General features: G+C 59.2%; 21 protein-coding genes, 1 tRNA gene and 1 riboswitch. Of the genes, 14 read left to right on the top strand and 8 right to left on the bottom strand.

Going from position 1 to position 22391, the window contains the following annotated elements; all coding sequences use genetic code 11:
- Window positions 1-4 precede the first annotated feature (4 nt).
- On the bottom strand, window positions 5-898 hold the full coding sequence (gene ubiA / locus ACO9S2_RS10910; protein ID WP_423722124.1) for a 4-hydroxybenzoate octaprenyltransferase: 894 nt from the start codon (window positions 896-898) through the stop codon (window positions 5-7).
- A gap of 112 nt (window positions 899-1010) precedes the next feature.
- On the opposite strand from ubiA, the gene ACO9S2_RS10915 reads away from it, so the two are divergent.
- From ACO9S2_RS10915 to ACO9S2_RS10925, 3 genes are all read left to right on the top strand, one after another.
- The gene (locus ACO9S2_RS10915; RefSeq protein ID WP_423722126.1) at window positions 1011-3077 is read left to right on the top strand and encodes a hypothetical protein; all 2067 of its coding nucleotides are present in this window, start codon (window positions 1011-1013) and stop codon (window positions 3075-3077) included.
- A gap of 123 nt (window positions 3078-3200) precedes the next feature.
- Window positions 3201-3276 (top strand) — tRNA-Thr (locus ACO9S2_RS10920).
- 277 nt (window positions 3277-3553) lie between these two features.
- Window positions 3554-4042 (top strand): thermonuclease family protein, encoded by a 489-nt coding sequence (locus ACO9S2_RS10925; RefSeq protein ID WP_423722128.1) that lies wholly within the window; start codon window positions 3554-3556, stop codon window positions 4040-4042.
- 33 nt (window positions 4043-4075) lie between these two features.
- On the opposite strand, the gene ACO9S2_RS10930 is transcribed toward ACO9S2_RS10925, so the two are convergent.
- The 3 genes from ACO9S2_RS10930 to ACO9S2_RS10940 form a co-directional block, all read right to left on the bottom strand.
- Window positions 4076-4669, bottom strand: a complete 594-nt coding sequence (locus ACO9S2_RS10930; RefSeq protein WP_423722130.1) for a class GN sortase — start codon at window positions 4667-4669, stop codon at window positions 4076-4078.
- 134 nt (window positions 4670-4803) lie between these two features.
- A complete protein-coding gene (locus ACO9S2_RS10935) occupies window positions 4804-6888 on the bottom strand; it encodes a marine proteobacterial sortase target protein (protein WP_423722131.1) in 2085 nt (694 codons plus the stop codon).
- A gap of 89 nt (window positions 6889-6977) precedes the next feature.
- A complete protein-coding gene (locus ACO9S2_RS10940) occupies window positions 6978-7778 on the bottom strand; it encodes an OmpA family protein (protein ID WP_423722133.1) in 801 nt (266 codons plus the stop codon).
- An 899-nt stretch (window positions 7779-8677) separates the two neighbouring features.
- Between ACO9S2_RS10940 and ACO9S2_RS10945 the strand changes: the two genes are divergently transcribed.
- The 10 genes from ACO9S2_RS10945 (at window position 8678) to ACO9S2_RS10990 (ending at window position 16329) form a co-directional block, all read left to right on the top strand.
- A complete protein-coding gene (locus tag ACO9S2_RS10945) occupies window positions 8678-8959 on the top strand; it encodes a toxin (RefSeq protein ID WP_423722136.1) in 282 nt (93 codons plus the stop codon).
- Window positions 8956-9282 (top strand): hypothetical protein, encoded by a 327-nt coding sequence (locus tag ACO9S2_RS10950; RefSeq protein ID WP_423722137.1) that lies wholly within the window; start codon window positions 8956-8958, stop codon window positions 9280-9282. Before ACO9S2_RS10945 ends, ACO9S2_RS10950 begins: the two co-directional genes overlap by 4 nt.
- Before the next feature lie 359 nt (window positions 9283-9641).
- A complete protein-coding gene (locus ACO9S2_RS10955; protein WP_423722139.1) occupies window positions 9642-10370 on the top strand; it encodes a hypothetical protein in 729 nt (242 codons plus the stop codon).
- Between the two features lie 357 nt (window positions 10371-10727).
- Window positions 10728-12476: a zinc-ribbon domain-containing protein gene (locus tag ACO9S2_RS10960; RefSeq protein ID WP_423722497.1), complete on the top strand. Its 1749-nt coding sequence runs from the start codon at window positions 10728-10730 to the stop codon at window positions 12474-12476.
- 259 nt (window positions 12477-12735) lie between these two features.
- Window positions 12736-13308: a dihydrofolate reductase family protein gene (locus ACO9S2_RS10965; protein ID WP_423722141.1), complete on the top strand. Its 573-nt coding sequence runs from the start codon at window positions 12736-12738 to the stop codon at window positions 13306-13308.
- 184 nt (window positions 13309-13492) lie between these two features.
- The gene (locus ACO9S2_RS10970; RefSeq protein WP_423722143.1) at window positions 13493-13846 is read left to right on the top strand and encodes a nuclear transport factor 2 family protein; all 354 of its coding nucleotides are present in this window, start codon (window positions 13493-13495) and stop codon (window positions 13844-13846) included.
- A gap of 208 nt (window positions 13847-14054) precedes the next feature.
- Window positions 14055-14441 (top strand): nitroreductase family deazaflavin-dependent oxidoreductase, encoded by a 387-nt coding sequence (locus ACO9S2_RS10975; protein WP_423722145.1) that lies wholly within the window; start codon window positions 14055-14057, stop codon window positions 14439-14441.
- 183 nt (window positions 14442-14624) lie between these two features.
- Window positions 14625-15068, top strand: coding sequence for a hypothetical protein (locus ACO9S2_RS10980; protein WP_423722146.1), 444 nt, complete (start codon window positions 14625-14627; stop codon window positions 15066-15068).
- Window positions 15069-15182: 114 nt separating this feature from the next.
- On the top strand, window positions 15183-15764 hold the full coding sequence (locus ACO9S2_RS10985; RefSeq protein WP_423722148.1) for a methyltransferase domain-containing protein: 582 nt from the start codon (window positions 15183-15185) through the stop codon (window positions 15762-15764).
- Window positions 15765-15822: 58 nt separating this feature from the next.
- The gene (locus ACO9S2_RS10990) at window positions 15823-16329 is read left to right on the top strand and encodes an NUDIX domain-containing protein (protein WP_423722150.1); all 507 of its coding nucleotides are present in this window, start codon (window positions 15823-15825) and stop codon (window positions 16327-16329) included.
- A 26-nt stretch (window positions 16330-16355) separates the two neighbouring features.
- Here ACO9S2_RS10990 and ACO9S2_RS10995 read toward each other — a convergent pair whose 3' ends face one another.
- The 4 genes from ACO9S2_RS10995 to ACO9S2_RS11010 all read right to left on the bottom strand — a co-directional run bounded on the left by ACO9S2_RS10995 (window position 16356) and on the right by ACO9S2_RS11010 (window position 20702).
- Window positions 16356-16715, bottom strand: coding sequence for a helix-turn-helix domain-containing protein (locus tag ACO9S2_RS10995; protein ID WP_423722152.1), 360 nt, complete (start codon window positions 16713-16715; stop codon window positions 16356-16358).
- Window positions 16716-16730: 15 nt separating this feature from the next.
- Entirely contained in the window at window positions 16731-17024 is a 294-nt protein-coding gene (locus ACO9S2_RS11000) for a type II toxin-antitoxin system HigB family toxin (RefSeq protein WP_423722154.1), read from the bottom strand.
- Between the two features lie 97 nt (window positions 17025-17121).
- Window positions 17122-18210, bottom strand: a complete 1089-nt coding sequence (locus ACO9S2_RS11005; RefSeq protein WP_423722155.1) for an acyltransferase — start codon at window positions 18208-18210, stop codon at window positions 17122-17124.
- A 98-nt stretch (window positions 18211-18308) separates the two neighbouring features.
- Complete coding sequence (locus ACO9S2_RS11010; RefSeq protein ID WP_423722156.1) at window positions 18309-20702, bottom strand: glycosyltransferase family 2 protein; 2394 nt, start codon at window positions 20700-20702, stop codon at window positions 18309-18311.
- 315 nt (window positions 20703-21017) lie between these two features.
- Window positions 21018-21082, top strand: a riboswitch (Fluoride riboswitch).
- An 80-nt stretch (window positions 21083-21162) separates the two neighbouring features.
- On the opposite strand from ACO9S2_RS11010, the gene ACO9S2_RS11015 reads away from it, so the two are divergent.
- Window positions 21163-22368 carry a cation:proton antiporter gene (locus ACO9S2_RS11015; RefSeq protein WP_423722158.1) on the top strand — a complete coding sequence of 402 codons (1206 nt, stop codon included), beginning with the start codon at window positions 21163-21165 and terminating at the stop codon, window positions 22366-22368.
- The last annotated feature ends 23 nt before the right edge of the window (window positions 22369-22391 follow it).

Below are 22391 nucleotides of genomic sequence, written 5' to 3' on the forward strand. Positions count from 1 at the left end.
CTGCTCAGAGCAGAAATCCTGCGATGAGGCCGGCCAGGATCGAAAGGCCGGCCCAGACGTGGGTCTGAAACATCCGGAACGCGTGAGACGGGCTGATCGTTCCTCGCAGGCTGCGCACCTGCGAGGCGAAAAACAGTCCCACCCCGCACAGCGCCAGAAAATACGCCCCGCCGATATCCGTCTGCAGTCCTGCTGCTCCAAGCAGCACCAGCATCATGCTCAGGGCCACGCCAACCGCCAGCCACGTTGACGAACCAAAGAACAACGCGGCCGATTTCACTCCGATGCGCCGGTCATCGTCGCGGTCCTGGAGGGCATAGATCGTATCGTAGGCGATGGCCCAGGCCACGGTGGCCGAAAAAATCAGCCATGCGGGTGCTTCGATCGTGCCGCGCGCTGCGGCCCAGGCCATGACCGCTCCCCAACCGAAGGCGATGCCCAGGACCGCTTGAGGAATGTGCAGGAAGCGTTTGCAGAACGGGTACAAGGCCGACAACAGCAGGGCGACCGGGGCCAGCCAGCGGGTCAGGTCGTTCAGCAGCAGGAGGAGTCCTGCGGCGGCAAGCAGCAGGACCAGGAGCATCGCCGCTGCTTGGGCCGGACTGACTTCGCCTGAGGCGATCGGCCGCGTTCTGGTGCGCGTGACCAGGCGATCAAAGGAGCGATCTGCGAGATCGTTCACGATGACGCCGGCGCTGCGCATGAGAAAGGAGCCGGCGAGAAAAATCAGCAGCAGCCGAAGGGAAGGCAGCCCCCGCTCCGCCAGGACTAACGACCAGAGTGTGGGGAGGACCAGCAGCCAGGTTCCGGTCTGGTTCCGCAGGCGGATCAGCCGGAAGAGCGCAGACCAGGGAATCTCCCGCTGGCGAAGTTGAGGCGGAGCCGGTCGATGGTCCATCCGACGAACCTTAGCCCAGCCGGCCCGTGAAAAACAATTCAGGATCGGGAACGCCGAGGTCGGGCCATGACCATATTGGTTGTGGTCGCCTGCGTGATTCCGCTATAACCCCATGGTGCAACAGCTATTTCGAGAATCATCGGGATACGGGCATGTCAGCTCCCGGCTCCGGAGTCTGCTGGCCGGGATCATGGTCTTATCATTGGCCGGATGCTCCTGGTTCAGCCAGGGGCAGAGCGCGCCGGTCTCTCCTCCTTACTCCTTGACTCCCGCCCTCCGCTTCCATCCTGCCATGCTGGACGCAGTGGGGACCTACCGGAACGCCTGCGGTGCCTCGCAGACGATCGCCATTGGCAGGCCCCTGGCCGCTGCCGTTCAACAGAAGCTCGGCGGTGTGTTCACGGGGATGAGGACGGATGCTGCTCCGAAGCCTGATGGAGTGCTCGAAACAGCGCTCGTGAGCCAGCGAGTCGACCTCGCCATTCCCCGCCAAGCGGCCGCGAACTATCCCGCCACGGTCACCATCGGCCTCGATCTGGCCTATCTCGCCTCGGACGGCGCGACCCTGTTCTCTAAAACGCTTGAACGGACCGGCCATGGCAAGGTCACGGTTCACGAGGGTTCTTGTGAGGTCGCAGGGCTGGACCTGATCGTCAAGGAAGCGGCGGAACTCGTGGCCGGGGCGGTGGTCAAGCCGCTTGCGGCGTCGCGCGAAGTGCGTCAGTTGGCCGCGGCGAAGCAGAGCGGGGAGGCCCCTGTCGGGAGCTCCGCGGTTATTCCGCCGGCCGGGTCAGTGGGGCAGGGCGAGGATCCGTCTCCTCAGGGACCGTCGGACATCAGTGCTTCACAAGGTGATGCACCGTCATCTCAGGCGAGTTCGCCCACACCCTCCGTACCCACGGATGTCGTGCCTTCCACGCTGACCTTCCGGGCGATCATGCGGGACGAGAGCCGGGATCAGATTCTCCAGCCAGACGAACCGCTGACGATCGAGATCGAAATCAAAAACGACGGTCCATCGGAGGTCCAGGCAGTCGAGGTGCTGGTCAGCGGAACCGGACTGTTGATCGCCCAGCTCCCTTCCACCATTGCAGTGGGGAATGTGCAGCCGGGAGAAATCAAACGGACCACCATTACAAAGCCGGTCGCCGGCGTCACGGAGCCGCTCCGCGGGGAAGTGTTGTTGAGCCTGCGCGCGGGAAGCCCGCTGGCCCAGGTGCCGCCGGTGAAGAAATTTGTGGTGCTGGTGAAGCCGGGAGCCGCCGCGGATGCCCAGGCCCTCATGGACCTGGATCAGCCGCCGAAGCCGGTGGCGGCACTCAAACAACCCAAGGCGGTCGTGCTGGCGATCGGGGTGGGCCATTTCCGGGACGAGCGGGTGTCGCCGCTCAAGTATGCCGGCCGCGATGCGGAGGTGATGGCCGCCTATCTCCAGGCGATCACCGGCGTCGGGAACCATCGGGTGCGGGTCCTGCGGGACGGCCAGGCATTGAAACAGGACCTGGCGGAGGCCTTCGAGGAGTGGCTACCGGCGCAGGTCGAGGCCAACAGCGTCGTCTATATCTTTTTCGCCGGCCGCGCGCAGGTGGACGGCGTGACGGGCGCGGTGTCTCTGATGCCGTTCGACGGGACCATGTCAGCGGCGGGGCGGCTCTATGCGGTCAGGCGTATTCAGGAATCGTTGTCGCGGCTCTCGTTGCAGCGGGCCATTCTCATGTTCGATGTGTCGTTGGAGTCGTCGCCCGGCACGGACCCCAAGGGGAGCGCGAGTCCTGTCTGGGATGCCGGAGCGTCAGACGAGAGCCCCCGGACGATGTGGATGATCGGGAACAAGGGACTCCAGGAGGCGCACGCCTATGAGCGGGCCCGGCACGGGCTGTTTACCTATCAGCTCCTCAAGGGGTTGCAAGGGCAGGCCGATCTCGACCGCGATGGAACGGTGGTTGCCGGCGAACTCTGCACCTATGCTCGCGGAGAAGTCGGACGCGCGGCACGCGAGCAATTCGGGAATGAACAGGAGGCCTTGTGCGTTCCCCCTGTCGGTCAAGAAGCGATGGTCCGGATGCAGCCGATGGCCAAGGGCAACAATCCCAAGCCTGCGTCTCCCGCGAAGCAAGACAGTCCCGGTTCCGGCGCATCCCCCACTGTGCCGGCCTTCGGGGTCTTTCCGAAACCATAAAATGGCGGTGGCGGACATCCTTGCGTTCCTTCGTTGACAGGCCGCGCCGTGGGCCGCTATCATGGCCCCCTGAATGTCGATCGGCCTCGAACAGGTCCGGTCCCCCTCCATCAGCCTCAGGATGCCGACGTAGCTCAGTTGGTAGAGCAGCTGTTTCGTAAACAGCAGGTCGCCCGTTCAATCCGGGTCGTCGGCTCCATCCTCACTTTTCAGATCATTGAACGGGCGACCTGGGGGGATTCGAAGGGGGTGTGCCCCCTTCGTGGGGATCGTACAAGGGGGCTGGGCTCCCTTAGTAGGAATCGGTGAGGCAGGTTTCAGGGCCGAACCGATGACAGGTTGCTCCGTTCAATCCGGGTCGCCGGCTCCATCCTGACTCCTTCCGTTGAATGCCTCAAGTCGTCCGCAGGGTCTCCGGGTTGCCGATTTTTACGAATCGTTTGGCGAAGCGGACAACTCCCGCTAAGATAGTCTCCATGATCAGGATAGCCATTGTTGCGCTAGTGACCGGCCTCTGCCTGCTGTCTTCGCTGGCGGAGGCATCGACCGTATTTCCCGCAAGGGTGGTGACCGTCCATGAAGGGGACCGCCTGCTGATCTACCACGACGGCAAGAAAGACACGATCTATCTTCAAGATGTCGATTGCCCGGAGCTCAAGCAGCCGTACGGGTTGCGGGCGAAGCACGTGACTGCAGCCTACGTGGGTGGACGCGAGGTAAACATTCGCTCCTTCCGCCGCGACAAGCAGGGCCGGGTGACCGCCGAAGTGATACTGGCCGACGGGCGCAATCTGGGCCATGAGCTGTTGAAGGAAGGCCTGGCCTGGTGGCGCAAGGCCGACTCGAACGATCCTCGCCTCGGCGAGATCGAGGTGCTGGTGCAAGCCGAGCGAAAAGGGCTCTGGGCCGACCCCAATCCCGTCCCGCCGTGGAAGTGGAAGCAGGCGAAGAAGACGCATCGGTAGTGGTGCCCGGTTCTCCGTCTTTCCAATCCTCTCTCAGTTGACCGGTTCCGACTCCCCTTCCGCCATCACGAGATAGCGCCACTGAGTCCCCGACATCGGGCTGGCGAATGGATAACAGGTCATCAGGGCCAGTTGGCGTCCCTCGTCTCGTAACGGAATGCTGTCCCGCGTGGCGTGGACGATGCGCCTGTCACGGACACGATAGCCCTTGTGCGTGCCGTCGGCGAATTGCAGGATGAGCCGGTCTGCCGCCTGAAGATCCTTCAAGAAGCTGAAGTGCGTATCCCGGTGGCCGGTGAGGATGGTGGTGCCGTTCTCTCCCGGTTGTGCGCTCGATTCGACATAGCCGGGTCCGAAGGCCAGGGTGCGGCCGTACGCGCCGTTCAATACGATCTGATCGACGCCAAGAGCGGGAACGGTCAGCCTTGCGACCGGCCAGGTGTCGGCCCAGGGCCAGGGTTTGAGGCCGGTTTCGCCTGCCAGCGTGCGGGACCAGGCCCGCTGCAGCAAGAGCTGCGCGAGCCCGGCCTTCGCATAGATCCACAATCCTTCCCCGATCTGCCAGAAGCCGACAGCGAGGAGGCACACCAGCAGCCTGTTGAAAAAGACCGCCAGCGGCGTTCTCACAGCGCGAACAGGCTCCACGTACGGCAGAGAGTACGCGTCGCCTCTTCGCTTGCTGTGGCCTTGCTGAACGGCCTTTTTGGACAGGCTGTGTACAGCAAATGCAAACAGAGCACGGGGAGTAGGCCGGATCGGGTTCATGCGACTCTGCCCCGCAGGGTCCACATGAGCCAGGCCGCCAGCAGTGCGGCAAGTCCCAGCAGAATCCGGAGCTGTCCGCTCGTGGCCGTCTGAGGCAAGCCGAAGATGGCCTGAAAGTCCTGCCCGTCAGGCAGATTCGTCTTCATCGCATGGGACTGCAGCGCCTTGTCGTGTGGCCGGATCGGAGTGACATCCACAGCGACCAGGCTGGTGTACTTGCTGACAAGATGATGGGCGAGCGCCACATCGAGGATTGCTTGTCTCGTTGCAGCCTCATTCTGCCCGTATCGCTGCCAGTCCATCAGAGATGCAATCTTCTGCCGCGCCCAGTAGACGGACAGCCCTTCACGAGCTTCGCGATTCTTCAGGGTGATCGACGTCGTCCATGGCGCGGCCCCGACCATGCCGCGAATGGTGACCGTGTCAGGAAGAGACCGGCCCTTCAGCACAACCACGACCGGCTCGCCCTCATAAAGATCGGGGATGCGCGAAGGAAACATCTCGACGTGATCGTCCATTCCATCAACGCGGAGATCCGTCAGCACCGGATGCTCCAGCTTGTGGAAGATCGCATCCATCCGGGCCTTCACTTCGCTCGTGTTGCCGATGTGGGTGAAGGTCCCGCGTCCGAACCCGGAGGCCTTCCGCATGAAGTGGCTGTTCGGCGCTGAGCCGATGCCGATGGTGAAGAGACGGCTCGTCCCCAGTTGCGACCGGATGATTTCAAGCAGTTCGTCCTCGTTGCCGACCTGCCCGTCCGTCAGGAAGATCACCTGGCGCAAGTGGGATGCCGGCGCGCTGCCTTTCAAGGCCATCTTCAGCGCGGGCAGAATCTCCGTGCCGCCGGTGGCTTTGAGGTTGTCGACGTAATGCACCGCCTTGCGAAGGGTCTGAGGGGTAACCGGCTGTGCTTGGGAAAACAACACATGGGTGATGCTGTTGAACTGGATCACGTTGAAGCGATCCTGCGCGGTCAGCCGATTCAGGGCGAGGAGCAGCGCGGCCTTGGCCTGTTCGATGGAGGTGCCGCTCATTGAACCGGACGTGTCGATGACGAAGATGGCCTCGCGAGGAACGGATGCGGCAGGTTGATCCGTTCCAGCAGGAGGCACGGCCATCAGGAAGACGTACTGGTCGTCCCCACGCTGTTCACGAAAAACAGATATGGTCGGAGCCTGGCCTGCTGCCGGTCTCCAAGTGAGAACAAAGTCCCGGTCGGCGGGCACGGTGTCCGCGCGCAATGTGATGGATCGGTGGCCATCCGGATCCGCGAGCGTGAGAATTTCGTGAGAGGGGGACTCGATTGTGCCAAGGGGGAATCCCGGCGCGAGATCGATGCTCAAGCTGAGGGGGTTGATAGGGCCTGCGTTCGGATGTTGGACCGGCGGGGTAATCCGTGACGCATCCGGCACACGATCCGTATCCAGCGCCCAGCCGATGCCAGGCGGCTGATCCTCCATCACAACCGGCGTGCCGGGGATATAGCGCGGGCCCACCACCATGGGAAAGCGCAGGGAGAAGGCGCCCTGGTCGTAGCGGATCGTTTCCTGATACTCGATCTCCACGGTGATGCGCTCCCCCGGGCCGATATTGGCGACGGAGGTGGTGAAGATGTTCGGGCGTTCCTGCTCGATGAGACTGGCCCGTTTACCCTCATGCTTGGCCTGCTCGTAGGCTTTCTTCGCCTCCGTCTTTTCCTTGATCTGGCCTTCGATGATCCGTTCGCCGACCTTCATGCGGAGATGATCGACCGCGGCGGTCTCAGGAAGCGGGAACACATAGAGGCCTTCAGCCCAGGCGTCTTGCTCCAGGGTCGGATTCAGAAACTCCTGCGTGATGGTGGCGCGGGCGATGAGTCCGGTCACGGAGATGCGGACATCGGTCTTAAGCGTGGGAGCGGGAAGAAAGCGGCCGGCGTGAGCCGTCTTGAAGAGCAGCCTGCCGCCTTTCACATCATTCAACGAGATGGTCTGGTTGGTCTGCTCCAGTTCATTGCCGAATGCCGGTGTGAGCAGCAGGTGAGCCAGGCTGACCCATAGCAGGATGGCGATGCTCGCGCGAAGGCAGCGTTGTCTGGTCATAGCGTCCTCGTCTGCGTCAGGAAGAGTGGTGGATGGAGGCAGTTTGCGCGGGGCATGCGCCCCGCGCAGAATCTGTCCCCGGCAATGCGTTAGCTGCCCGATGCCGGGTCAAACGTGGTGATGGCCGGATCGGACGAGGAAGGGGGGACGTTGCCGGTCGAGCCGTCGGCCTGGCCTGAGGCGTTCTGCTCGATGGTCGGTTCAGCCGGATCAACCGCCGTCGTGGCGACCGCCGGGATCACCAGATGCTCCTGGCCGATCTTGCGGATTTCGAGATGCACCCGCCGATTCAGGTGCCGGCAGACATCGCTGTTGTCCACACAGAGCACACCCTCTTCACCGAGGCTCACCACTTTCATCTGGTGTTCGGCGACCCCGGCCTTGAGCAGTTCGGCCTTCACCGTCTCAGCCCGCTTCATGCCCAGTTGCTTGTTGTAGCGTTCCGAGCCCTGCTGGTCGGTATAGCCCTGGATCAGCACCGCATAGTCCTGCTGCTGCTTGAGCAAGTCGCCCTGGGCCGAGAGTTGGGCCTTGGCTTCGTCCGTGAGGCCTTTGCGTCCCACCTCGAAGTAGATGTCGGAATGGATAATGTCTGCCGGGGGAGCCGCCGGGGCCGTGACCGGCGTGGAGTTGGTGGTCGAAGCCTCCGCCTGGTTCAAGGGACTGGCCTTCTTGAAGATGTCCGACACGCTGGCCGGATCGACCTTGTCCGGGGACGAGGTGAGCGCCTTCGGCTCATTGGTTCCGGAGTAGATCCAGGCCACGGCTGAGAGCCCGGCCAGGAGCAGGACCAGGCCGGAGAGGATGACGATGTCCTTGGTCTCCTTCTGGGGCCCCATGACGGCGGGGGTGATATTGCCTGACGAAACCTGTGATGGACCTTTCTGCATGATGGCTTCCTCCTTCATTCGTAAAACGTGAAAAGTGACAGGTGATACGTGATGGGCGCATGCGACTGATTCGGCCTGACCCTTGCGTCACCCCCTTTCCGGCCTGCTGCGCCGCGCGCCGACAGTCAGTTGCTTGAGCAACCGGAGTGCCGGTGGGGGAACGGGATGAAAGCGGTCAAGAGTTGAGGAAAATTCAGGGGTTCAGCGAAAGGCGCAAACTATAGAAGGATGCGGGGAAGCCGGGTCCAGCATGGGATGCGGGGATAGCCCCGCAAGAGGGGAGTGGGTCAGGTAAAGAGCGATCGCATTCTCGCCTCCAGGAGCGACCCTTTCGGACTCCGCCAGGCGGAAGATGCGCCTTGGCTGACGAAGCGGGGGCAGCTCCGGCTTCGCCATGATGCGATGGATCCAGACGCGACATGATCGTTGTCCTGTTGGCCGGGCGCCTCACAGGACGAGAAGAACGGCGCCACGGCATCTGGTTCGCCAATCGGCGGGCATAGTGCGCTATGTCGAAAGCCTCCATGCCCAACCCTTCCATCCGAGGCTGAGAAAAAGAGGGGGGCGGGGGATGGAGTCTGATGATCTTCTGTGCTCGCGCAACGCGCGGCCTCGGAAGGCCCTCGTTGGACGCGCGCAGTGGAAGATCACTCAGCCCCCATCCCTGAGGAGGTGGCGAGCTAGATTGGAGGGAGAGGGGGAGCCGTCAGACCATCCTTCTTGCTCGCCGAGCCTCCACGGTGAAACGGTGGTCGCTTAATGCGCGCAGTGCAGGACGGTCTGGCAGCTCCCTGGGAAAGAAGGTGTGGGGGGAAGAGGAATCAGGATGGCGGTAGACGAGATGATTGGCGTTCGCAGCCGGTGATGACAAAAGGCACACGTTCGGCTAGACTGGGCGCATGAAGCCGTTTCGTTGGAGCCATGAGAAGAATGCACAATTGAAGGCTGAGCGGGATATATCCTTTGAGGAAATCGTGCTGGCCATTGAAGCCGACGGATTGCTCGACATCGTTATGCACGCCAACCCCGGCAAATATCCGAATCAACGAATGTTTGTTGTCGCGATCGAGCACTATGCATACTTGGTCCCGTTTGTGGAAGAGGCGGACGCCTACTTTCTGAAAACGGTTATCCCGAATAGGAAAGCGACCCGTGATTATCTGAAAGGCGGTGGGAAATGAAAAAGCCGAAGCCTTCGTATGAAGAACAAATTTCCGAAGATTATGACAAGGGCCGGTTTACGTCCGTTGCGCCATCAACAGCCGAACTGAAACGCTTCAAGGAAGCGGCCCGGGCTACATTCATCAAGGACCGGAGGGTCAATGTGAGATTGTCCTCACCCGATCTGATGGATATTCAAGCCCGTGCGGCTGAAGAAGGCGTGCCGTACCAAACGCTCATTGCCAGTGTGCTGCATAAGTTCGTGACAGGTCGGTTGACGGAGAAAGCCTCACGCCTCACAACGCGTGCAAGCGGACGCGCCAAACGGCGGCGCGCAGCGTAGCGTCGCGCGAGGCGAGTCGGAGCGGAATGCGCGGCCTCAAGAAGGGAAGATGAGGAGCGGCCAGACCATCCTTCTTGCTCGCTGAGCCCCCACGATGAAACGGTGGTCGCTCAATGCGCGCAGTGAAGGACGGTTTGGCGATTCCCCTAGGGTTGAGATAGACCGCTTATACGGGTGTGGATATCGCCAGGTCTGAATAAAATTTTCTGATAAGAGGTTCAGAGGCGCAACGATTTGAAAGGGCATGGAACCTGGCGTATTGTTGCATGAGCATTGCCAGTTGGTTATACGGACCGCTTGCTGGTAATTGCTGTTCATTTGCCTATTAGTCTAAACATTGTTGGAGCGTTGGAGAGCTGATGGTGCCATTGCCGCCAGAGCAACGAGTCAAGTTCTTCGTGTTCGTCATCGAATCTCCTTCAGCTGTCGACCTTTACCACAGACGCAGCGAAGGCGAGATCGTTCGCCAAGCCGTTGAGCTCAATGGAATCAGTTGCATCGTCAAAACGGCGATTTCCCTTCAGGCCTTCAACGCATGCCTCAAGATCGGTCTATCGGAGGCAATGAGCCTGAGGCCTGGCTTCATACCCCTTCTCCACATCAGTGCACATGGCAATACTGATGGCATTCAGTTGTCAGATGGCTACGTAATGCCCTGGGCAGAGCTGAAGGAGCATCTTCGGCCCGTCAATCAAGCGCTTGGGGGATCACTTGTCGTCTGTATGTCGAGTTGTGAGGGTTACTCGGGCATCCGTATGGCCATGCATCCTGAAGAAAACGATCTCCCGTACCTTGCTCTCATTGGCTGCGGCGCTCAGCCGACGTGGGGTGAAACTGCGGTGGGTTACTCGACTCTTTACCATCATCTGTGGCGGGGCGTGCATATCGCCCAGGCTGTTGAAGCAATGCGTGTCGCTTCGGGGAATGACCATTTCTTCTTGGAACATGCAGAGAAGAGCAGGCAGAGTTATATGGAGTATCTTAGTAAGATAAATCCGGCTCAGGCGCAGGAGAATCTGGAACACATTGTCGCAAGCGAATCTCCGGATCATCAGGCGGATCTTAAGCGCTTGAGCGAGGTGCATTAACATGTCACGTGGGGAACAAAGGGGTCTGACCCCTTTGTTCCCTCCATTGGTTAAGACTCTTGAGGAGTTGGGTCTTTCGATGCCAAGTTTAAACTACTCGCTGTTTCAGGTGCCCTATAAGAAGAGGATCGTCGAAGATCTTCATGGGCGAATGGAGATCAGCGAAAGAGATTTATACGCATTCAACTTCCATGGTCTTTCATCCATGAAAGAGCTCATAAGAGCAATGGAGCCTGCCGTAGGTTGTGTGAAGTATAAGAATACATTAGGCAAATTATTCAGTTGAGTCGCAAAAGTTTATTTCGGATGGGTACGCATGCCCAGCTAGGCTACGCCACTATCCTTTTTTACTTGAATATGAATTACGGGTCCCAAACGAGGAGAGCCAAAAGCAAGGGTCTTTCTGATGATCTGCTAAGGTCCTGGCATACTCTGAAAAATGGTGAGTTTTCTCCTTTGAAGATTTCCCCCATGAGCAATAGGACGGTCTGGTGGACATGCGACAAAGGGCACGAGTGGCAAGCTGTTGTCGCCAACAGATCTGGGAAAAACAAGACTGGCTGCCCATTTTGTGCGGGCAAGAAGGCAACCGAAACCAATAATCTTGCGACGTTATTCCCTCAGCTTCTTGCTGAGTGGAATGTTGAAAAGAACGAGACGATCCGTCCTGAAGATCTGCTGCCCTATAGTCATAGGAAGGTTTGGTGGAAGTGTGAAAAGGGCCATGAGTGGGAAACTGGCATCGCATATCGAACCAAACAGGGGTCAGGATGTCCATATTGCTGTGGAAGGTCTGTTGGTTCTGATAATTCATTGGCCGCGCTGTATCCGTTGCTTGCACAGGAATGGCACGCAGAGAAAAACGGAGCCTTGTCCGCAAAAGATGTTCGGCCAGGTACCGATCAGAAAGTATGGTGGCTATGCAAAAAAGGGCATTGTTGGATGGCTGCCGTATGTCATCGGACACATAATTCAAAGGCAACTGGCTGTCCGTATTGTTCCGGGCGAACTGCTACAGAAGAAAATAATCTGGCCGTGGTTTGTCCTCAGCTTGTTGAGGAGTGGCATATTGAGAGAAATAGTCCGCTCAAACCAGAAATGTTTAAGCCAGGTAGTAACAGGAAAGTATGGTGGAGATGTATCAAAGGACATGAATGGCAAACTTCACCAAACAAGAGGACGGGAGTTGATAAGACCGGGTGTCCTTTCTGTAATCCGCAGACATCTCGTTTGGAGATACGTATCCTATGTGAACTCAGACATCTATTTGATGATGTCCGGTGGAGAGACAAGATAGGCGGTATTGAAGCGGACATTTATATTCCCGAGTATGCCTTTGCTGTGGAGGTGGATGGTTATCGCTGGCATATTGGTAAAGAAGCGAAGGATAGAGTTAAAGACGAGCAGCTAAAAGGAATGGGAGTTAAGCTGCTTCGCGTGCGAGACAAAAGACTTGTTTGCATATCAGACTGTGATGCCGAGTGCAGTGAAAGCGAAGATGATATTGTCATTATTCATCGGCTGTTAAAGAGCATCGCCAAACATATTCCATTGAACGAGCCGGATCTGAGAAAGCTCAAAATCTACTTGCAAGGCAATACGCTTCACAATAGTGAGGAGTATGAGAAGGTCTTGTCCTACCTGCCTTATCCGCCCCCGGAATACTCGCTAGCAGGACGATATAACCATCTGACTCAGGAGTGGCATTACGAAAAAAACGCCCCACTAACTCCGGAACATTTCACTCCTAGTGCGAGAGCAAATGTTTGGTGGAAATGTCCCGTCGGACATGAGTACAAGTCTTTTCTCTACAACAGGATCAAAGGGGTGGGTTGTCCTTATTGTGCAGGGAAAAAGGTGTCCTCCGACAACAACCTCGCGGTTAAGGACCCAAGATTGGCTATGGAATGGAACTTGTTGAGGAATGTTGTGGCGCCTGAGAGCATTTATTTTCGGTCAACAACAAAAGTGTGGTGGATGTGCAAGAAAGGTCATGAATGGTTGGCTACACCTCAGAAGCGAGCGATGGGGCGCGGTTGTCCGTATTGTGCAGGAAAGAGAAGATGGACTGATCTCAGCCAGACAGCTGAATTCTCGGTTGAATAAATCAAAGAGGCTTGACATCTCCGAAAACAAAGAGGGCAGACCTCTTAAATTATTCTCACTCAGTAGTTAGGCTGCGAGAAAACACGGACATGGAAATACGGCCGCTCGATGCGCAGTTTCCCAACGAGATTGTCGTGCGCGAAAGAGAAAACGGGGACATTCTACATTTCTGACGTTGGCGAGCGACGGGCAGGAGCCAGCACTTCTTGAGTGAGGGAATCAAGGTGGTCAGACCTCACGGCGTGCCGAAACTCAAATCATGAAAACTCAGTACTACACAGCCACAAGCCTTGACGGATTCATCGCTACCGAAGATGACTCGCTGGAGTGGCTGTTCCCTCTCGGTGAGCTGAATGATTCCAGCTATCCGGCATTCATAGCGGACGTTGGTGCGTTGGCGATGGGGTCGGCGACCTACGAATGGATGCTGCGCAACGCACACAAGGTTGCCGCTGAGACTGGTTCGCCGTGGCCGTACACCCAGCCGGTCTGGATCTTCTCCCGCCGAAAGCTTCCACTCACTGACGGTGCGAACATCCGATTCGTCAATGGCGATGTGCGCCCAGTCCATGCTGACATGCGAGCGGCCGCCGGCGGCAAAAATATCTGGATAGTCGGAGGCGGTGATCTCGCTGGTCAATTCTACGATGTTGGCCTGTTGGACGAGCTCATCATCCAGATGGGCTCAGTCACGCTTGGCAAGGGTAAGCCGTTATTCCCTCGCAGGGTGTTAAGCCCGCATCTGCGCTTAATGTCTGTTCGGCAGATCGGTACTGGTATGGCTGAGTTGCGCTATGAAGTACATAAAGGTGGCGCTGGCGATGCCGTCTAACGATTCATTCAAGCCGAAGTCGCTTGATGGAGCGGCTTAATTCAGCGGAAATAAGGGGTGCTGACTCCTTCGATTCATTTCGGCCTAACTATTGTTGGGCATAATGCGCAAAGGCATAGGCTGTTCAAAAAACTAAAGGGGAAAATATAGGGGGCAGTCCCCTTTATTTCTTGTGACGAGTCGTATGATCAGTCGAACATTCGGCGAAGCGTTCGCGAAAGAGTGGATCGAGGCGTGGAACAGCCATGACCTCGATCGCATCCTGTCTCACTATGCGGACGACTTCGCGATGTCTTCCCCCTACATCGCGCGGATCGCGGGCGTTGCGTCGGGAACGTTAACCGGAAAGGCCGCGGTCCGTGCCTATTGGGCTGCGGCGTTGGAGAAGATGCCTGGTCTCAAGTTTGACCACGTTCAGACGTTGATCGGTGCGGATTCGATTACGATCTACTACCGCGGAGTCACTGGCATGGCTGCCGAGGTGTTCTTCTTCGGCCCGGATCTCTTGGTCCATCGGGCCGCCGCCCATTATGAGTGAAGATCTCTAACGATCCGGCTCCCGCGCTTTGGGCAAGGAAAGGCTTCAGAGGAGATAATGGTCCCAGGCACTGTTATTCCTTCATGAGTACAGGGGCAGGGTGGGCAATCAATTACTGCCGCCGCACAAAGATCCGGCCGAACGAGGGTACCTGCGCTTCTTCTACCGAGATTGGCGCCCAACCCGATTCGGGAGATTGTGGAGCAGGGTGTTTGCCTGGGTGTCGGGACTTGGTCTGACCCCGCGAATCCTGCTTACCTTGCAGGTGAAGGACCGACGCACCGGTCGCTTCCACAAAACCATCCTCGCCGTCGCCAGCTATCAAGGCCAGCGTTATCTCGTCTCGATGCTCGGGAATAGTTCGGAGTGGGTGCAGGACGTGCGCGCGGCGGGCGGAAAGGCCTGTATCAAGCGCGGTCGGTCTCATCCGGTGATCCTGACGGAGATCCCGGCGAAGGAGCGCGCACCGATTCTCAAAGCCTGGTGCCAGGTTGCGACGAGTGGCCGCCAGCACCTCCCGGTCTCACCCCAGGCGCCGGTTGCCGACTTCGAAGCAATCGCAGACGACTACCCGGTGTTCCGCATCGACGAATGAGAGAAGATTGAAGGGGCTGGACACCGTCGCGTCGTCTCCCGCCGTTTCTCTCGCCTTGACGAGAATCATTCGTGGCGTTACTAATGGCCCAGAAGATACAGGGGGGTGACCCTTCATATTCTGAATGACGCGAGAAGATGCTGGCGGGCCATTTCTGCATCTGTGAGAGGTAGGAGCGTGGCTATGGCGAGTGAGGCGGCGAAGGAACATGCCAGGGGGGTATGGCGGGAATTGGGTTTCTTTTGCGGCAAGGACAAAGCGGCGAAGGAGTGGCGTATTGTCGGATCGGTGAAGGGGTTGAGGGGCTTCGCCGCGCTGATCCGGACGTATGCGTCGGATCCCGCGCACGATCGGCTTTCGGAATACATGCATCTGGGGCCGGCCACGAATCTGGAGATTGGAACCTGGGAGCAACCAGATATCACGGATCAGGGCATTGCCGGTTCGTTGCCGGACCTTTTGAATCTCGCCGGGCTGATCGAGTTGAACGTCAAAGCCAATGTGGTCGGCCGCCGGATCGCCTTGCGCTCGAGTTACTCTCCCCTGGCACCCTATGACCTGATCCTCGATGTGCGCGATGAGGCGTTTGACCCTGCGTCTGCCGATCCCACCTGCAGTGAGAGCTGAGATTGGCCAGCGCCGGCGAGCATCTGGCTCAATCCTGCTTGGGGAATGGCAAAGGGGCTGACTCCTTTGCTTCATGCAATTGAGACGATGCTGACGAAAGGATAACTGGGGCGCATGGACTGGGATGAGAAGTATCAAAAAGGCGAGGCGTTCTGGGATAAGGGCGCACCGGCGCCGGCGATGAAGCAGTATCTGGCGCGTCAGACAGTGCGCGGGCGCGCGCTGGTGCCGGGCTGCGGCCGCGGGCATGAGGTGGCGCTGGCGGTGGAGCATGGGCTGGATGCGACGGGGCTGGACATCGCGCCGACAGGGGTGGCGGAGGCGCGCGCGAAGTATCCCCATCTGGCGGAGCGCTTCGTGACGGGAAATTTGTTTGATCCGCCGGAAGAGATGCGCGGCGCCTATGATGTGGTGCTGGAGCATACCTGCATGAGCGCGTTACCACCGACGCTGCGCGCGGACTACCGGCGCGGGATCGATCTCACGCTGCGGCGCGGGGGCTTGCTGATCGGGGTATGGTTTATCAATCCGGCCCTCGATCCGGGTGAAGTGGGACCTCCCTTCCCCTTTAGCCTGCCTGATCTGACGGCGCTCTTTGCGGAGGGCTATGAAATCCTCGAAGATTATGTGCCGGATGTGGCTTTCCCCGGTCGCGAGGGCCGTGAGCGGGTGCGCGTGCTGCGGCGCGTGGTGTGATGAGGCAGGACTGCGCGCGACTTTCTTCCAGAATAACCATCAACAGATAATCACCAGAATGCCCATCCCAGACTTCATCAAATCCCTTCGCTCCAAGATCGGCACGGAGCTGCTGCAGGTTCCTACTGCGGCCGTCCTGGTCCATGACGACCAGGGGCGGCTCTTGCTCGTGCAGGACAACCGGTCAGGTCAGTGGGGTCTGCCGAGTGGCATCATCGACCCTCATGAGTTGCCGTCTGACGCGGCGGTGCGGGAGACCTGGGAGGAAGCGGGGGTATTCGTTCAATTAACCCATCTCCTCGGTGTCTTCGCAGGGGAGCACTTCTCCCATGTCTACGACAATGGCGATCAACTCGCCGTCGTCTCGACGGTCTTTGCCGCGCGGGTGGTTCGAGGGACACCTCATGGTGATGACGAGGAGACGTCGGACGCGCGGTTCTTCTCTCCCGCTGAAATCGACAGCCTGCCCTGTGCCCGCTATTTTCTCGTGATCCGCAAAGCCATCAGCCAGAACCAATCCCGAGCCTATTTCAAGCCCGCCACCTGGCAGCCGCCAGATGTCTGAGCATTCGCCTGGATTGGGAACGCCCTCTAGGCCGCCGTACCGACAAGGCTTTCGAGTGGGATGCGGAGTTCGCGGTGAAGACGGCGGATCATCTCCAGGGACAGTCCCCGTTTCTTGGTCAGGATTTCGGAGACCCGTCCCCTCCCCCCGAGCAGTGCCTCTAAATCCTTCCTTGTCATGCCCAGTTGATCCATCCGGAATTTAATAGCCTCGATGGGATCAGGCGGACAAATGGCATGATGCTTCGCTTCGAAGGCTTCAAGAAGGGTTGTTAAGACGTCCAGTTCGTCCCCGGCTTTGGTGCCCGGTTTGGCATCCATCAGTTCCTCAACTCGGCGCAAGGCGCGATCGTAATCTCGTGCAGTTTTGATCGGAGTAATTGTCATAACGCCTCCGCTGCTTCAAATGGTCGTGGCATCGATGGCATCGTAGTCTGCATGTGTGCCGATAAAACGAACATACACAATTCGGTACGGATAATTGATTTTCACGATTAAGCGGTACTGGTTTCCCGCAATATTGAACACCACCCGGCTTCCTTGCATCACGCTGGCAGACCTGAAACGGGCCTTCACGGCTGAAGGCGATGCCCAGTCGGCTTCGGCAACTTCTTGATGCCATGCTTCCGACGGCCCCTTCGACTTTGGATGCCGTGCCCAGAATGCACGCAGCGTTCGTTTGGCAATGATGCGCACCGGGTCAATCTACCACGATCCCAATATGGGATCAATTCACTATGGTTGGGAGCCGGAACCGTTAGAGGGGTTTGGCGAGGGCTTCGTCGGCCGGCGGCTAGACGATCCGCCGCAGGCAGGGAATCTTTTGCAGGAGTGCGATGAGTCCGAAGGTCAGGGCGCATGTGGCGAGGAAGGTGAGCAGAATGTAGTAGTGCGGTTGGAACATGATGGGGAGTCTGGTGTGGTAGACATGCCGCAAGAGTTCCACGACGAGTGGATGGGCGAGGTAGACCCCGAGCGTCCATGGCGCCAGCCGCTGTGCGAGGGCTTCGATGCGGGGGGAGATCGGGCCGCGCAGGATGAATGCGAACACGGCGATCGCCAGTGCGATGCCGGTGGGGCTGAAATCCTCAAACGGGTAGAAGCTCCATCGGTCGCCCAGCCCCAGGATCGAGACCAGGTAGATGGAGGTGACGGTCATGACGGCAATGGTTCCCCCGATGATCAGCCCATAGTGGCGAGGCCGGTTGTCCATCACGTGCACGCAATACCATCCGGCCAGGTAATAGGCGAGGTAGGGGACGAACATTGTAAAGGCACTGGATGCAAGAAAGTCGAACAGGTTGGCTGCCATGGCCAGGATCCCGATGATGACGATGGCTTGTCGGAGTTCTGCGGGGCTGAGACGGCTGACGATCGCGGCGAGCAACGGGGTGACGAGGTACAGCCCTGCGATGAGAAACAGAAAATACAGGTGGATGTAGGGTCTGCCGGCGAGGAGATCGTGCACGATGAGGCCCGGTGTGAGCGGTTGTTTCCAGAAAAAGACGCGCCAGGCAAAGTAGATGGCCGACCACACAATCAGCGCAGGCAGGAGACGGTTCAGCCGCTTTGTCCGGAACTCATTCGGGCGCGCATGTTTCTCGGGGTGGAGCAAGAGGGCGCCGCTCAACATGATGAAACCCACCACACACCAGCGCGTGGCGGCGTCTGCCATCACGGAGACGTACCAGCCCGTGGACCAGATCAACTCCCGATCCATCACGATCGTGGCGGAGAGGTGGAGCAGAATCACGGCCAGACAGGCGCCGACCCGCAGGACATCAAATCGGGCCGAGCGTGGATCCGGTCGATTCGCGTTGTCCTGCCGGGGTTCCGGCTCAAGGCTTGCCGGAGACGAAGCGTATGGCAGTGGGAGTATCATGGCCTCTCTGTGGGAGCGAATCGTTCTCGTCTGCGACAGAGGAGTCGATCAGGCCCTTATGGACGAGCCGAAGCTGTCTGCCCCTTGGCCCAATAGTGTTAGGGCTGGAATGTCGTGACGCCGGCCGTTGATGCGTCGCCTTCACTCTCGTGATTCTGCGCCAGCTTGGTCTGGCCCCGGTCGCCGGGGCCCGGCTCGCGATGTTCGATTTGGACCGGATTGCGCGGCGGGAGGGATTCACCGGATGCGAGTCCGGGAGAGACTGTCTCCAACGCCATCAAGAGGCTCCAGAGAACGTATCGGGACGGGAGCCACGCGCGCATGCGCGGGAGCACGAACCCTTTTCTCCACTCACTCACGGAGGCGAACCGGGCTGACGCCCGGCCTGTGAGTCGCGAGTAGGCCTCCAAAGGCCGGTCCGTCACGTTGCGGAGGAGTTCTGTGACACTCAGGCTGAGATCCTGCTGCATTTCGGCGAAGCCGATAAACTGGCGAATGCCGTACAGCAGGAGGCCGGCGTTGATGAGGGCAAAGGCTCCCGAGCTCCATCCCCCGTGGGAGACGTGGAAGAGTCCCATCAGTGTGCTCCCGAACAGCATGCCGAGCTGCATGGCCAGATCCAGCCCCGCCGTTCTGGTTCGTCCGGAGATCTTTGGCGTTCTCCGGAAGGGAATCTTCGTCCCGGCGATCGCCTGCCGTACAGAAGTGAGCGCGCCAGTCAGGTGCACGGGGAGCAGCAGCAAATTCAGGGCATAGAGGCGAAACAGATCCCGGAACGGCCGATACCCGATGTTCTCCAGATCTCGGGCATAGAGAGCGAAGTAGGGGAGCGCGGCTACCAGCATCCACGGAGTCATCAACTCTGATGGAAACGGGATCACAAACAGAAGGAGCACACTCAAAGGGACGAAGGCCAGCGAGGTCAAATAGTGAATCTGAAGCAGGGCTTGCGGCACGGTTCGCGCCTGCTTCGGCGTGCAGCGCAGGAAGGAGAGCAGTTTGGGCAGAATGATCAAGCCCCCGTTCGCCCACCGGGCCCGCTGGATGATCAGCGATCCGAAATCGGGCGGGGTGGCGCTATAGGCCAGCCGTTCGGGGTGGTTATGCAACGACCATCCTTTCGCCAGCAGATCGACGGTCGATTCCGTATCTTCAATGACTGTCCGGTCTTGAATGTAGCGGCGAACGAGGTGCCTTCCTTCGACGGATTCCGTGCAGATCTCTTCCAGCGCCGACTTTCTCAACAATGCATTGGCGCCGACCCAAAAGGTGGCGCCGAAGTGTGTGAAGCCCTGGTGGACCAGGTACTGAATGTCGGTGCTGGCTCCGGCGGTCCGCTCCAGCGCGCCCGGGGCGTTGGGAAAGGCGCTATAGGGAGTTTGGGCGACTGCCACCCGGGCGAATTCCGGCTGTTCCATCAGGCGGACCAGGGTGCTGGCGTAGTGAGGTTTCAATAGACTGTCCGCATCGAGCGTAATGACATAGGGCGTGTTCGGGATGAGGCGGCTGCCGGTCGGCAGGGAGGTTTCTTCCAGTGCGAGACCTGTCGGGTGCGTCATCGGGCGTACGCGTCTGCCCATCAGGCCCAGGTAGCTGTTCAAGTTCATGGCCTTGTTGGGCTCATGGGACAGGTTGCTGTATTGTTTCCGTTCGAAGACCTCGAGCTCCACCTGAAAGCGGGCGGCTAATTGGGCATAGGCGGCGTCGATCTCGTCCAGGAGCCGTTCGTCGGGGGGCAGCGCGCATTCCCTCCGCCGAGCGAACCACCGGGCTCCCGCTTCCCGGCATGCCTCGGCTGGTTGCCTGAGCACCTGCTCGACAAACCAAACATCGGTGTGTGAATCGGTCGGGGAGTCCTTGGCCAGGGTTTCGAACCACTGCGTGGCCAATCGGAAACAATCTGCGAGCCGGATACATTCGTCGGTCGCGGTCACGGCGCCCTTCGAGCGTCTGGCCAGAAATGCCGCGCGGGCATGGGTGATGCGGGTGGCCGGTTCATCGAGCAGCGTCTGTAATTCAACGGAGAGGTTTCGTGCGGCCCAGAGCGCGGCCCGGTCGGACGGGGTTGTGGGGGCAGGAGGATCGTCCAGCAGCAGCACAACCCGTTTATTCGGGTAGTCCTGGAGGGCGGCAGACAAGAGCGTTTGACGGATGACGGGGATTTCTTCCTTGTACGACGGCACCAGGACCGTGATGGCAGGGGCCTGCTGGAGACTGAATGGTGGATCAGACGGCGAGGCATCCATTTCATCGACCGGTCCCCGTTTCAGCCGTCCGAGTCGAGCCAATTCGTAGCAGAGGTTGCCATAGGCCAGGAATCCGGCGAGGGCTCCGAAGAGCATCGCTGCCAGCAGATGACCGATGTGGCCTTGATCCAGGGCCGTTTTGGCAAACGAACCGGTTGACCAGACTAGCAAGGCTGTGGCGGTTGCCGTGACAGCGAGGGAAGCCTGAGTGAAGCGTATTTCTGTGGTCCGGAAAGAGGGTGTCATAGAAAAGTCCAAGGAATAAAAAGATGGTCCAGGGAGCGTGGGGGACATGTGCAAGCCGGGTGCCGAGAAGTGCAATCAAGTTTCTTCATTAAAAGTACAAACTATCAATGACATAGCAGGACTCTGGATCGCCGATCCATTCGAGTTATAGGCAGGGGCCACCACAATGCCTCACGGCCTGTGGCGAATGTGTGAAGGGAAAGAACCGGTGTCCAGCCTCAATATCCGAGAGCAGGGAATCGGCTGGGACTTCCCGTGCAGGGATTTTCACCTCTGAATAGTCTGACTTGCTCCCGGGTATTTGGGCTATACTGTGCCTCACCAGGGGATGGAGTCCCCCGTTGAACCGCCTCGGCCAGGCTGATGACTCCTACGCTACCCTCACTGCCGTAGCCGTAGGATTATGCCAGCGTGGCGGCAACCGGTCTGTGACAACCCGGCCGAAACGGAGGACTCCCGGATGGAACCCATCTTCATCACCGCATCTCTCTGGCTCGCCCTCGCGGTCGTTTCCGCCCTCATTGCGTCTTCCCTGGGTCTCTCGATCGCGCTCGTCGAGATTTGTGTCGGCGTTGCTGCCGCCGCTGCCACGGACTGGTTCGGCCTGGGCGATGTGCTTGCCGCCAATTCCGAATGGGTGCGATTCCTTGCCGCCTCCGGTGCGGTCGTGCTGACGTTCCTGGCCGGGGCGGAACTGGACCCCGATGTGATCCGCACGAAGTTGACTGAGGTGAGCGTCGTCGGGCTGGTGGGCTTCCTGGCGCCGTTCTTGGGTTGCGCCGCCATCGCCCGTTATCTGTTGGGATGGGATGCGAATGCCAGTTGGCTCTGCGGCATCGCGCTTTCGACGACGTCCATGGCGGTCGTCTATGCCGTCATGCTGGAAACCGGCTTCAACAAGACGGAGTTCGGGAAAGGCATTCTCGGCTCCTGTTTCATCAATGACCTCGGAACAGTCATCGCTCTGGGCCTGCTCTTCGCGCCGTTCACCGATAAGACGATCGTGTTCCTTGTGGGAAGCCTTGCGGTGCTGGCGTTGTTACCGTCCATGACCGCGTGGCTGACCCGACACTACGCGCATCGGACGGCTGCGATCAGAACGAAATGGATCATGCTGATTCTGTTCGGGCTCGGCGGGCTGGCTTTGTGGTCGGGGAGCGAAGCGGTGTTGCCGGCGTACCTCGTCGGTATGGTGCTTGCGGGAGGCGCAGCGAGGGATGCGCATTGGATCCGCCGACTGCGGACGCTGACGGTGGGCTTCCTCACGCCCTTTTACTTTCTTCGCGCCGGCACACTCGTGTCTCTGCCGGCTCTGATCGCGGCTCCGTTGGTCTTCCTCATGCTGCTCATGGGCAAGGTGGCGTCCAAGATTTTCGGCCTCTATCCCTTTATCGGCCTCTTCCGGCAGGATCGCAACGAACGCTGGTACTACACGCTGCTGATGTCGACGGGACTGACATTCGGGACGATTTCTGCTCTCTATGGATTGTCCCATGGGTTGGTGACCCAGGAGCAATATTCTTTTCTCGTCGCCGCTGTGATTGCGAGCGCGGTGGTGCCGACCCTCATTGCGGGGATGGCCTTTGTCCCCAGGCACCTCCTGCCTCCAGGCGAGCATCCGGGCAAAGCCCTGCGGCATGGCGATGGCCTGAGCGACGAAGGCTAGGGCAGGTCTCTGTGAGACTCCTG

The organism is Nitrospira sp. NS4 (assembly GCF_049546785.1).
Lineage (GTDB): Bacteria > Nitrospirota > Nitrospiria > Nitrospirales > Nitrospiraceae > Nitrospira_D.